The sequence below is a fragment of the Paenibacillus sp. 79R4 genome, from assembly GCF_013393165.1.
Lineage (GTDB): Bacteria > Bacillota > Bacilli > Paenibacillales > Paenibacillaceae > Fontibacillus.
In genome coordinates, this window is record NZ_QJOT01000008.1 from 72,931 (window position 1) to 85,843 (window position 12,913).

Annotated in this window: 12 protein-coding genes; 11 read left to right on the forward strand and 1 reads right to left on the reverse strand. The window is 49.0% G+C overall.

Going from position 1 to position 12,913, the window contains the following annotated elements; translation table 11 throughout:
- Positions 1-8: 8 nt before the first annotated feature.
- The 11 genes from DMN77_RS13070 to DMN77_RS13120 all read left to right on the forward strand — a co-directional run bounded on the left by DMN77_RS13070 (position 9) and on the right by DMN77_RS13120 (position 11,764).
- The gene (locus tag DMN77_RS13070) at positions 9-857 is read left to right on the forward strand and encodes a MetQ/NlpA family ABC transporter substrate-binding protein (protein WP_068782655.1); all 849 of its coding nucleotides are present in this window, start codon (positions 9-11) and stop codon (positions 855-857) included.
- 10 nt (positions 858-867) lie between these two features.
- Positions 868-1,590, forward strand: a complete 723-nt coding sequence (locus DMN77_RS13075) for a 5'-methylthioadenosine/adenosylhomocysteine nucleosidase (protein WP_179015348.1) — start codon at positions 868-870, stop codon at positions 1,588-1,590.
- A 253-nt stretch (positions 1,591-1,843) separates the two neighbouring features.
- Positions 1,844-2,590: a LytR/AlgR family response regulator transcription factor gene (locus DMN77_RS13080; RefSeq protein ID WP_218652961.1), complete on the forward strand. Its 747-nt coding sequence runs from the start codon at positions 1,844-1,846 to the stop codon at positions 2,588-2,590.
- 252 nt (positions 2,591-2,842) lie between these two features.
- Entirely contained in the window at positions 2,843-3,985 is a 1,143-nt protein-coding gene (locus tag DMN77_RS13085; RefSeq protein ID WP_179015350.1) for a sensor histidine kinase, read from the forward strand.
- 160 nt (positions 3,986-4,145) lie between these two features.
- Positions 4,146-4,886, forward strand: coding sequence for a sensor histidine kinase (locus DMN77_RS13090; protein WP_068782652.1), 741 nt, complete (start codon positions 4,146-4,148; stop codon positions 4,884-4,886).
- Positions 4,887-5,331: 445 nt separating this feature from the next.
- Complete coding sequence (locus DMN77_RS13095) at positions 5,332-6,555, forward strand: FTR1 family iron permease (RefSeq protein ID WP_179015351.1); 1,224 nt, start codon at positions 5,332-5,334, stop codon at positions 6,553-6,555.
- Between the two features lie 45 nt (positions 6,556-6,600).
- Entirely contained in the window at positions 6,601-7,233 is a 633-nt protein-coding gene (locus DMN77_RS13100; protein WP_068782651.1) for an iron transporter, read from the forward strand.
- Between the two features lie 58 nt (positions 7,234-7,291).
- The gene (locus DMN77_RS13105; RefSeq protein ID WP_179015353.1) at positions 7,292-8,593 is read left to right on the forward strand and encodes a Fe-S-containing protein; all 1,302 of its coding nucleotides are present in this window, start codon (positions 7,292-7,294) and stop codon (positions 8,591-8,593) included.
- A 33-nt stretch (positions 8,594-8,626) separates the two neighbouring features.
- Positions 8,627-9,925 carry an ABC transporter permease gene (locus tag DMN77_RS13110; protein WP_179015355.1) on the forward strand — a complete coding sequence of 433 codons (1,299 nt, stop codon included), beginning with the start codon at positions 8,627-8,629 and terminating at the stop codon, positions 9,923-9,925.
- Positions 9,926-9,928: 3 nt separating this feature from the next.
- The gene (locus DMN77_RS13115) at positions 9,929-11,068 is read left to right on the forward strand and encodes an ABC transporter permease (RefSeq protein WP_179015356.1); all 1,140 of its coding nucleotides are present in this window, start codon (positions 9,929-9,931) and stop codon (positions 11,066-11,068) included.
- A gap of 21 nt (positions 11,069-11,089) precedes the next feature.
- The gene (locus tag DMN77_RS13120) at positions 11,090-11,764 is read left to right on the forward strand and encodes an ABC transporter ATP-binding protein (protein ID WP_179015358.1); all 675 of its coding nucleotides are present in this window, start codon (positions 11,090-11,092) and stop codon (positions 11,762-11,764) included.
- A 262-nt stretch (positions 11,765-12,026) separates the two neighbouring features.
- On the opposite strand, the gene DMN77_RS13125 is transcribed toward DMN77_RS13120, so the two are convergent.
- The gene (locus DMN77_RS13125; protein WP_068782647.1) at positions 12,027-12,800 is read right to left on the reverse strand and encodes a GTP pyrophosphokinase; all 774 of its coding nucleotides are present in this window, start codon (positions 12,798-12,800) and stop codon (positions 12,027-12,029) included.
- Between the last annotated feature and the right edge of the window lie 113 nt (positions 12,801-12,913).

Sequence of the window (12,913 nt, forward strand, 5' to 3'; positions counted from 1 at the left end):
GAGATCAAATGAGTAAAAGAAAGCTGTGGGGTGGCCTCGCGCTCGGATTGGTATTGATGCTGGTGGTTGCAGGCTGCGGAAGCAAGTCGTCCGGCGACGGGGAGAAGATCGTGGTAGGCTCGATGGGCTCTGACGCTCAGATTTGGAAGCATATTGCTGAATCCCAGGCGGCCAAGGACGCCAAGCTGAATATTGTTGTTAAGGAAATCAATGGTGGCGTTGAGATGAATAACGCGACCAAAGAGGGCGAAGTCGATGTGAATGCTTTTCAATCGTGGGCTTACCTCGTCAGCTACAATAAAGACAGCAATGCCAACCTGGTAGCGGTAGCGACTACTTATCTTGAACCAATGGGCATCTACTCACAGAAGATTAAGGATATTCAGGAAGTTCCGGACGGTGCTCTTGTAGCCCTGGCGGACAACCCGGCCAATACGGCCAGAGGTTTAAGCCTGCTGCAGGCTGCCGGATTGATCAAGCTGAAGGATGGTTTTGATCTGGGGACGGGAACGGCAAGCGATATTGTCGACAACCCTAAAAACCTGAATTTCAAGCTGATCGATGATACAACAGGCCCGCGTGTCATTCAAGACGTGGATCTGGTGTTGATCAGCAATACGGTCGCTCTGGAAGGCGGCTTGAATGTGCTGAAGGACTCTTTGTTCCATGAGGAAATCTCCGTAGACACGAAGAACAGTATCAATATACTGGCGACTACCGCGGAGAAACAGAATGATCCTGGTATTTTGAAGTTAGGCGAATTGTATCACAACGAGGATACGCAGAAATATATTGAGCAGGAGTTCGGCGGCACGAAGGTGCCTGTAGATAAGCCGATCTCATATCTGCAAGAATAGAGAGGGCCCTATGCGGATTGCTATTATTACAGCGATGGAGGAGGAAATGGCTCCTTTTCGCAGCCAGGCGCTCATCACATCCAGGACGCAAGTAGGCAAGGTTATCCTGGAAGAAGCTATCTATCGCGGCCAGCCTGTCATTCTCGTAGAGAGCGGCATTGGCAAGGTGAACGCAGCGGTTGCGACAACGCTGTTGATCGAACGGTATCGGCCGGATCTGATCCTTAACTCCGGCTCGGCTGGCGCGTTTGGCGCCGGGTTGAGCGTCGGTGATGTCGTTGTCGCCACGCAATATATATACGGGGATGTCGACGCTACCTGCTTTGGCTATGAGCCCGGGCAGGTCCCGCAAATGCCGGCGGAATACGATCTCGATTCAGCCTGGCTGGATCGGGCGCAAGGAGTTGCAGCAGCGGCGGAGCTACCGTATTTGCTCGATTTCGGACTGGTATTAACCTTGGATTCATTCATGAGTGAATCCGAGCGGGTAGAAGGGATCAAATCAACCTTCCCAGCGGTCAAGGTATCGGATATGGAAGGCCTGGGTATTGTTCAGGCTGCCGCACAGTACGGTATCCCGGTATTAGCCGTGAAGGCGGTATCGGATATCGCGGGGCATGGCGATGTGACGGCCAACAGCTTCGATGATAATCTCGATGATGTCGCCACCCATGCCGCGCACTTTACCGATCTGCTGGTGCAGCAGTTTCAGACATCTTTTGTAGGCCGTTGAGCAAATAAAAAAGAGCAGCGTTTTCGCTGCTCTTTTTTCTATTGTAAATGGATGAAAGAGCTGTCTCCAAACTTATATAGTACGAAAAATAGCGAATTCAGGATATAAATAATCTGCGATCCCTAAATTAGAATATAATTACAAATTGATTAAAGGCGACAGTTGTCGAGATTCGTACTTTCAAGCCCTTATTTGTGAAATTAAGTACTATTTTGTGGAAATTAGGCGTCTTGGGAAGTAAGCAGAGTGGTGAATGGATTTGATAACAATATATTTATGTGATGATAACGAGGACACAATCGAGAAGTATGGCCGTTGGATTACCGATATTGCAAAAAGGCACAATGTAGAAATTACATTGTTCACCTCTATCAGCAGCGAGGCTTTGTTGTTTCATTTGTCTGAGTCGCCAAATCAGGCGGCGATTATCTATATGGATATACTCATGGGATCGATGAACGGCATTGAGGCGGCTAGACAGCTCCGTGAAAGTGGGTGCCAAGCTGAAATCATCTTTTTAACCACCAGCGAGGACTATGTATATGACGCATTTGACATATCGCCAGTTCAATATCTGTTGAAGTCTTCAACTTCAGTGGAGAGGTTTGAGGAGGTTTTTTTGCGCGCTGTAGCCCTGTCAGAGAAAAAAGCTGCCAGCATGTTCTTATGCGAGGTAGGGAACACCAAGCAGTTGATCCCCATCAAGGATATTTCTTATTTCGAAATTTGGAAGAGAATTATTATGGTTCATTACAACGGCACGGATACCGCTGAATTCTACGGGACAATGGATCAGGTAGAGCAGCAGCTTCAGAACAAAAACTTTATACGCGTCCATCGCTCTTATCTTGTCTCCATGCCGTATATCTCCAAATTTCAGCCCCGTCATCTGCTGCTTAAAACGGGGGAGATTATTCCCGTGGGCGTAACTTACATGAAGATGGTCAGGCAGATGTTTTCAGAGTACATATCTCAATTCAATATCCACAGGCTGGTATGATGCGAGGAGGTCTGCATGCTTTTTTCAGGGATAGCGATCGTTGTTTTCTCTACCAATAATTCTCTTATACTGCTATATATCAGAAAAATATTTCCTGTTAAAACTGCATATCGGGGCCGCCTCGCCTTAGTTGCTACTGTTAATCTCGGTATTGGTACAATATCGAGTCTTTTTAATTCATTTGATATCGGTGAATTATGGTTTACCGCTTCTATGATTCTCTCAATTTATCTCTTATTCACGGTGAACCTATTGCAGATTTTTTTCCTGGTTATTTTATATCTGTTTATGATCAACAGCACCCGGGGAATTCTGGATTTCATCTCTGTATTCCTATTCGGCGACATTATCAGCAATCTTCTGCAGCTCGATGCGGCCTGGCAGATCTTATTATGGCTGTCGATGTTAACTTCCTCTCTGTTATGCTCCCTGTTTGGAAAGAAGGTTGTCCCTGTCTCAAGAATGAAGCAACTGATGAATAACCGGGAACAACTTAAAAAGCTTTTGATTCACCTGCTGATTTGGATCGTCTATCTTAAATTTATTTCGACCAGCTATTTTATGGAGATGACGACGGTCTGGTTCTATATGCTGTATGGCATATCCTGTATGATTAGCAAGTTTGGACTTTATATGATTCTGAGACATGCGGTTCGAACCTCCGCTTTATTTGAATATGAACAATATACAACAGAGCTGCATGAGCAGCTTGAAAGGCAGATACAGCACTATAACGCTTATCAGACCTTTATTGAAGAATTCCGCACTTTCAGACATGACTATGCCAGCCTAATGAACTCGGTAAAGCTGCTGCTGAACAATCAGGAGACCGAGAAGGCCGTTCAGTTAATCAATGAGATTGAAGAGACCGAGAAATGGACCAGAAGGAACTATAAGTCCTATTCCAATCACCTGATTCTCGATGCAATGCTCCAGGAGGTAGCCCAGCTTTGCGAGCAGAATCATATTGACTTTTTCGCACTGCTGCCTGTACCGGAGCATATCGGGCTTAAAAATGTGGATATAATTCGTGTATTCTCCAATCTGTTCCGGAATGCGTTTGAAGCTTGCAGCAAGATCTCCAGTCATTCTGAGCGTTTTCTAAAAGTTAGAGGTCATACGAGCCAGGATTGGGTATACGTTGAGGTGATGAATTCCTTTCATGGGGAGGTCAAACTGGTGCAGGGCAAATTGTACACGACCAAGTCCGATGAGCATAACCATGGGTTCGGTATGGGCATTGTTAACGAAATAATCGAGGGGATGGGCGGAGTGGTTCTTGTCGAAGTGGATCAGCCGACTAGAGTATTTACGGTTAAGCTTCATATTCCAAGATGGATGGAAGACCGGATTCAGGATTCGGAAGATTACGAGGCTTTTTCTATAGGTACATAAGCTGTTTATTGTCCCAAAATCTTAATTGAGTACCAATATGAATTGATTTGGAACAAGTTGTAATTTTAGGGGGCCGAGGGATGCTAAAGTGAAGGTGCATATCTATTGAAACTCCTTCTATTTTTGGAAAACCATTTTCTAAGACGGGGAGGAATCCTTAATGTTTCAAGTTGCGTTGGAAATTCTATATGATTGTAAAAAAACGGAGCAGGTGGTCTGTGTGGATGGTAATCCCGCGCTGAACAGCAATATGTCGGCAGTGATCATGCATGAGGTGCGTAACTCTTTGACAGTAACTCGGGGATTTATTCAGCTTTTGCAGCCCCATTTCAGAACCATCGGCCGAGAAGAATATGCCCGCGTCATTTTGCTGGAGATTGATAAGGCTTGTGAAATGCTGCAGGACTTCATGACTTATTCCAGGCTGAGGCCCCCAGAGAGAATAATGATAGAAGGCTCAGAACTGTTTGGAGAATTAGGGACTTTAGCGAGCAGCCAGGCCTTTGTGATGAATTGTGAGATAGAGCTTATAGCTGCCGAAGAGAGTCTGCCGCTTCTGATCGATCTGAAGCTGATTAAGCAGGTTATGTTGAATTTGATCAAAAATGCTGCTGAATCCGTGGCTGATCTGCAAGGAAGACGCCCCGGAATAATCCAAATTCGAATGGAGAAAGAAGGGGAATTCGCCAAGTTTGCGATTGGTGATAATGGCAATGGTATTGCCGCAGAGGTGCGTGAGAGACTGTTTGAACCCTTTGTTACCACGAAGGAGAAAGGTACCGGTTTGGGGTTGGCGGTCAGCCAACAGATCGTGAATGACCATGGAGGAACAATTGGAGTAAGCAGTACGATAGGGGAGGGGACGATATTCGAAATTTATCTTCCTCTGGCATACTCTTAATTGAACAATACCCTATTGTCACCTCTACTGTCACGGGTGTCCAAGTCCGGTTTGGTTCCAAGCGTACTCATGGATTCATACATAACAGGATTGTGTTGAGGTGCCTATTTACAGGCAGATATTCATAAAGTGAACAACCCACAGATGCAGGCAGCCAAACTTGAAATTGCCATTCGGCGGGGGAGAACCGTATAAACTCGAAGGAATGCTTTGAAATGAACAGGGAGTGCCCATAAGAACGGCGAGTATGCCGGACCGCGGACGCTCTTTTTTTCGTGTTATAGTTCAGCGATTGTTATTTTTTTCTGCTTTAGCTCATTAATGTGATGTTTTTCACATATTTTTCTTGTACATATTCATTAAAATAACCCCATAAATGATTATGATTATCATTATCAATTAGGTGAGAGGCAGTTATATGCTCGCCAGCAAAGGGGGGATTAACTTGCAGATTCGGTTTTGGAGAACCGGACTGATCTTGATGCTGCTGCTGGTATGGATCATACCAGGCCGGGTTTATGCGGCGGACAGCAATTGGAATAAGGTAGTGGACCAGATTGAGAATACGCTGCAGCAGGCGTTGAAGACCTATGTCAGTGGGGACGTCGCTGAGGCGAAGACTCAGGTGAACAATGCCTATTATGGGCCGTATGAGAGCGGACAAATGGAGAAGGCGGTGAAATACAATATCTCCTCAAAGCGCAACGCGATTATCGAGGAGGAATTCCGCCAGATCCGGAAAGCGATGACTGCAGGCGCATCTGAGGCGGACGTTAAGCAGAGGATGTCGGAGCTGGTGAGTATGCTCCGGGATGATGCGCAGACGCTGAGCAAGTCCAGCAGCGGTCCGTTTGGCTTATTCCTGTCCTCCTTTGGCATTATCCTCCGTGAGGGTATCGAGGCGATCCTGGTCATCGCGGCAATTATCGCTTATCTTATTAAATCCGGCAATCAGGACAAGGTACGGGTCATTTATCAGAGCGCATTGTTCGCTCTTGGGGCAAGCGTACTTACCGCCATCGGGCTGAAGTACCTGTTTAATATCAGCGGGGCAAGTCAGGAGAATCTTGAAGGAATCACAATGCTGATCGCTGTAGTTGTGTTGTTCTCCGTAAGCTTTTGGCTCATCGGCAAAGCCGATGCCAAACGATGGAAGAACTACATAGAAGGCAAGGTTCAAACCTCGGTGACTTCCGGCAACACATTAACCTTATGGCTTGCAGCATTCCTTGCCGTGTATAGAGAGGGCGCGGAAACCGTGCTGTTCTATCAGGCGCTGGTGACCGGACAAGACCGGGCCGGTGTCAGCATGATCGGCTTTGGCTTTTTAGGCGGCGCGGTGGCGCTGGTTGCAGTTTTTCTGATCATCCGTTATGGAAGCATGCGTGTCCCGCTCAAGCCGTTCTTTATAGGGACAAGTATCCTGATGTATTATCTGGCCTTCATGTTTGCCGGAGAAGCCATCACGGAGCTGCAGGCGGGCCAAATGATCAGTGCGTCAACCATTCCGGGATTCCCGGTGATCGGACTGCTGGGGATATACCCGACGGTAGAAAGCCTGGTTGCACAAGGCATTTTGCTGGTTGCTACGGCCATCGGCTTCGTATGGTATGCGCTCTCCTCCCGTCGGAGCGCGGCCGTGGCGGGTGGCAAGCGAAAAGCTGGCTAATTCAAGTGTTCATAAATTCAAATAAAAATACAGGAGTGTTATGAAATGAAAAAAATACGCAAAGTTCTGATGTTATCAATATTCGCAGCGGTGTTCTCCCTGGTTGTGGCAGGATGCGGCACCGGTAGCAGCAACGATAATCAGGCGACTCATACCGGAAACAACAATTCGGCAGTAAATTCAGCGGCCAACGAAGAGGCAGCGGAGTTTGAGGAGTTTCCGATCGGTGAAGAGCAGGAGGTCGAAGGAATCAAGGTTGGAGCCATTTACTTGCAGCCGGTAGACATGGAGCCTTCCGATAAAGCTGGACTTCCCGCTTCCCAATCGGACTTCCACCTGGAAGCAGATATCGCCGCCTTGGAGGGCAATGCGACTGGCTTCGGAATTGGGGAATTCATCCCTTACCTGACGGTTCATTATCAGATCAAAGCCAAGGATAGCGACAAGGTCGTGTCTGAAGGAACCTTTATGCCGATGAATGCCTCCGATGGCGCGCATTACGGGGCTAACGTCAAGCTGGCGGGCGCAGGGGAATACGTGCTGACGTATGTGATCGAATCTCCGGAGAAAATGGATTACCTGCTGCACACGGATGATGCCACTGGCGTGAAAGGCCGTTTCTGGCAGGAACCGATCGAATTGACTTGGGAATTCTCATGGGTACCTAGAACTTGGTAAGATCGCTGTTTTCAAAGCGGATCAAGGGGTTTAGACCAAAGAGTGTGGTGAGAGATAAATGTTAAAAGCTGTTGCATTAATTCTTGGCAGCGGGTTCGAAGCAGCGTTGATTCTCGCAATCATGATCATTTGGCTGCGCCGTACAGCCAAGATGTATTTGTCCAGATGGCTTGCCTGCGGTGCAGCTGCCGCCTTGCTAACCGGATGGCTCGTATTATACGTAATGGTTCTGTCCGGCCCTAAAAAGGAAAGATTTACAGGCTGGGCGATGGCAGTAGGTCTTATAACGGAACTGGTCTGCTACGTCTGGTTACTGAGACGTCTTCGCCGGGGCAGCGCATCAAGCGAAGCATCCGGACCATTATTCAGCAGAAAAACGCTGGAGATCGCCATAGTTTTTCTGACCTCAGGCACGCTGACCCTTCTGCCGTTTATGAAAATACTGCAGTTTCCCAGCAATATTTTTATTCAAACCTACAGCGTGGTTAATACCGAGCTGATCCTTAAGTTTGCCGGCGGTGTGCTTGGAGGTGTCTTGTGCTTCCTGTTTGCGCTGGCCTTCCTCAAGAATACCCGTACCTTATCGGTTGGAAGCATTGCAATTGGCAGCACCGCTCTAATCATCGTTCTGATGGCGAACCAGCTTTCGACGATCGTACAGATTTTGTTTGCTCGGGGTGTTTTTCCTTTAACTCCGCGGGCTATGAAGATTTTGGTGCCGTTAATTAACAACATGGACAAGTACATCTATGCGCTGATCGCTGTATCTTTAGTATGGACTTTATTGGCTGTTGCATCCTTCCTGCGGCGCAGAGAGCGCCTCTCCACGGATTGGAACCCAGCGGTACAGCGCAAGTTCAAGGCCGGTGAGCGCAGCAGGAAGCGCTGGGCCGCCGCCATCGTCAGCCTGTTGATTATGCTTCCCGGCCTAATCGGCCTCGATGCGTACTTGGCCGGCAAGACGGTGGAGCTGTCTCCGGCCGAACCCGTTGCGCCCGATCATAACCATAATATCGTAATTCCGCGCGCTTCCGTTGATGACCGGAACCTTCATCGCTTCGGTTATACTGCGGCCGATGGCACGATGGTCCGGTTCATCATTATCCGCAAATCAGAGACGACCTATGGCGTCGGCTTTGATGCCTGCAAAATATGCGGCTCCACGGGATATTACCAGAAGAACGGCAAAGTCATCTGCCGGAAATGCGATGTTATTATGAATATTCCGACGATTGGCTTTGAAGGCGGCTGTAATCCGATTCCGCTCCCTTACCAGATGAACGAAGGCAATCTGGTCATCGCCAGCGCCGATTTGGAGAAAGAGACCGCCACTTTCCATCAGGAGAGTCTGTTTGAATAACTAGCTTGGCTTCGCAAGATGGGGGATGGGAAGATGTTTTTTAGAATGCTCGCCAAGGCGTTTACGGTTGGCTTCAAAGGCAAGGTTCTGCTAATTCTTACCATTGCCTTCGGTGCCTCGCTCGCTACGGCCATGTTAAATGTTTCGCTTGATGTCGGCGACAAAATGAACCGTGAACTGAAGACGTATGGTGCGAATATGCTTATCGTACCCGAAGCGGACGCTTTGCCTGCCGAGATTGACGGCGTTGATTTTAATCCGCTCGCAGACCGGCAATTTATTGAGGAAGCTGAGCTGCCCAAGATCAAGACGATCTTCTGGGCGTACAATATTGTAGCTTTTACGCCTTATCTTGAAGTGTCTGCCGCAGCCGAGGGACGGAGCCATCCAATTGCGGTAGTAGGCACGTGGTTCAACAAGACGCTGGATTTGCCAACAGGGGAACGCATCGAGACGGGGATTCGGGAACTGAAGCCATGGTGGCAGGTCGAAGGAGAATGGATTACAGATGAGGCGAGCGACGCGGCTATTGTGGGCGCTTCATTGGCTCATCAGCTCGGGATCAGCGCTGGACAGTCCTTATCTATATCGATTGAGACGAGTGAAGGAAGCCGGGAGCTGCCGCTTAAAGTCAGCGGGGTTGTAAGCAGCGGGGGAACGGACGATGAGAAAATCTTTGTTCCTTTAAATACGCTGCAGCGGACAACCGGTCTGTCGGGCAAAGTGGCCAAGGTCGAGGTAAGCGCATTGACCACTCCGGAGAACGAGCTGGCGCGACGGGCGGCAAAGAACCCGGACCGGCTGTCGGCCAAGGATTACGAGACTTGGTACTGCACTGCATACGTAAGTGCGATTGCGTACCAGATCGAGAAAGCTCTGCCAGGCTCGGAAGCCAAGGTTATCCGCCAGGTGGCGGAGTCCGAAGGTATTATTTTAACGAAGATCCAGCTTCTGATGTTCATCCTGACCGCGGCGGCCCTGATCAGTTCGGGACTGGGGATTTCCGGCCTGATGACGACCAAGGTGCTGGAGCGGGCGAAGGAGATCGGTCTGATGAAGGCGCTAGGCGCTCACAGTTCAGCGGTCCTGCTGTTATTTCTGGCTGAAGCGCTGATCTCAGGAATACTTGGAGGGATGTTGGGTTATGGGGCCGGACTTGGCTTCGCTCATATCATTGACCGGACTGTATTTAACGCCACGCTTTCCTACAAGGGAATAGTTCTCCCGCTTGTCCTGCTTCTCTCCGTGCTGCTGACCCTGGCTGGAAGCATCTCGGCAATACGCATGGTTATCCGGCTCCAACCGGCTCATGTCATGAGAGGAGGCAGCTAGGGGATGATGAACAAATCGCGAATGTTCTATCGCATGCTGGGAAGCTCCTTCCGGCAAAGAAGATCAAGAATGCTCATTGCCCTGTTTGCTATCGTGGTAGGAACGGCCGTTATTTCGGGGCTGCTAAACGTTTATTACGATATCAACATTAAGATGGGGAAGGAGTTCCGCTCCTATGGGGCCAACCTGATCCTGACGCCGGGGACGGAATCCCGGCAGAAGGTTTTTTCGCTCAGTACAGCCCAGGCTGTCGTTGAACAGTTTCCCCAAAAAAGTGTAGTCGGATATACGCCTAATCTTTACGGACTGGCGCAGATTCATTCCCAGCGGTTGGTTATCGTAGGTACCTGGCTGGATCAAATTCCGAACATCACTCCATATTGGGAGGTTACTGGCGAATATTCCGCGGATCGCAATGCTACAGGAATCGCTCTGGTCGGCAAGGCAGTCTCGAAGAAGCTTGGCTATAAAGCTGGCACGGTTCTACCACTGAAAGACGAGATCAGCGGGAACGAGTTGAATGTGACGGTAGAGGCTGTCATCAACAGCGGTGGCACGGAGGATAATCAGATATTCATCAGCCTTGGGGATGCGCAGAAGCTCTTTGCCCAGGAATCGTCTGCGAATGCTGCTTACCTTAGCGTCGCCGGAGAAGGGCTGGAGAAGGCTGCTTCCGCAATTAATATGCAGTTCCCAGATATGGAGCTTCATCCGATCAAGCAGATTTCCGGCTCCGAAGCGTCGCTGCTTGATAAGATCCGCTCGCTTGTCTATATCGTGGTTGTAATTATTCTGCTCTCGACCTTGCTTTGTGTGGCCACAACGATGATGACGATGGTTATGGAGCGCAGGCAGGAAATCGCACTAAAAAAGGTGCTGGGTGCGGGTAACAGAGCATTATCCCTGGAGTTCCTGAGTGAAGCCGCTGTGCTTGGACTTATCGGCAGCGTGGCCGGCCTGTGTTGCGGCTATCTTCTTGCCCAGGTGATCGGACACAGCGTGTTCCAGTCCTCAATCTCCTTCCGCGCTGCGGTGATCCCGCTCGTCGTATTCGTGTCGCTCGCCGTTGCCGGCCTTGCGTCCATGATTCCGCTGCGATCGGTCATCGGCGTTGAGCCGGCCGTGGTGCTTAAGGGAGAGTAAGCAAAGTAAGGAGGCAATGCAATGAGTATTTTGGATATAACCGGAGTGAGCAAGATCTATGGCCATCTGCATGCGCTTCAAGATATCACCTTTTCAGTGGGGCCAGGCGAATGGCTGTCCATTATGGGCTCCTCGGGATCCGGCAAAAGCACGATGCTGAACATGATCGGACTGCTGGATAAGCCAACCTCCGGCACGATCCGTATTGAAGGCACCGACACTACCTCGCTTAGCGCCAGGAAGCTGACGGAAATCCGCAGAGACAAGATTGGACTCGTCTTTCAGCAGTTTCATCTCGTTCCACACCTTACAGCGGTTGAAAATGTAATGGTCGCACAGTATTACCACAGCATGCCTGACGAGAAAGAGGCGCTCGCCGCGCTGAAGCGGGTGAGGCTGGAAGGTCGTGCCCGGCATCTGCCGCGCCAGCTGTCCGGCGGTGAGCAGCAGCGCGTGTGCATCGCCAGGGCGCTTATCAATTATCCTTCTTTGATCCTGGCGGACGAGCCAACAGGAAATTTGGACGAGGCTAATGAGAAGATTGTGCTCGAATTGTTCCGGGAGCTTCATCAGGAGGGGCATACGATCATTATGGTGACCCATGCGCCGGAGGTAGGGGATCTTGCTGAGCGGCAGATTCGTCTGGCGCACGGTAAAATCCGTGAAATCCGGTATCCGGTTAGGAACGGGATATAAGCTTGATAGCTGATGGAAGAATGGACAGCGTTGTGCAGCCTGGCAATACCGCAACACAAGTTGGCATTTCCAGGCTGCATAATGGAGGTTAGGACAATCAATGAGGGACAAAGTCTCCGGCCCTGTCTGGGCCGGAGACTTTGCATAGATCGCTGAATAAATGGGACTTGTCTCTTAGAGGCAGCTAAGTATAACTAAGCATAACTAAATTCAGTCACATGCAAGAGCTCCAGTTGGCGATTCCAGCAGCCAAATGTTACCGTTACAATTCGGAATCAGGCTGCGAATCCTCATCTTCACTTCCTGCCTCCAGCGCCAGCTTCAGAAGATGATCGGGGATTTTGAACTTTTCGTTATTTATAAATAGCTCATTAAGAACGTTTGTCTCTGAATGGTGAGCCAGCTTGATTTCATTGATCTCATTGTGAAGCCGCTCCATTTTCTGGTCGAGCTCAAAGGCGGTGTCGGCGGCAAGCTTCAAGTCTTTCAATAGCTCATCGGGTACTGTCTCATTGCATTTGTAGAAGATTTTATGCTCCAGGCTGGCCCAGAAATCCATGGCAATTGTGCGGATCTGGATTTCAACGCAGACCGGCTCTACGCGGTCGGACATAAAGACAGGAACCTCTACCAGCAGATGCAGGCTCTTATAACCGTTTGGCTTCGGATCTTTAATGTAATCCTTGACGGATACGGTTGTCAGGTCCTGCTGATTTTGCAGCATTTCGCTGATCCGGTAAATGTCCGATATGAACGAACAGGTAATGCGAATACCGGCAATATCTTTAATGGTATGCTTGATATCCTCCAATGAGCCGATTCCACCCTTACGGTACAGCTTCTTCATAATACTTTCCGGGGATTTTAATCTGGATTTGGTATGTTCAATTGGATTATAGTCATGCAACAGCTGAAATTCTTCCTGTAAAATATCGATCTTCGTCTCTACTTCCTGCAGAGCAAATTTATACATCATAAGGAATCGAGTTATCTTCTTCTGCATCAGCTTCATTTGTTCTATTGGATTATCTATCATGTCTGTCGTCCTTTTCGTATATAATGATAGCCTAGCTAAATCACTCAGCTTTATCTATTATAACTTAGTCTCAAACCTAATTTCCAGAATCGCCCCAGTAAGGTGAATCCGGG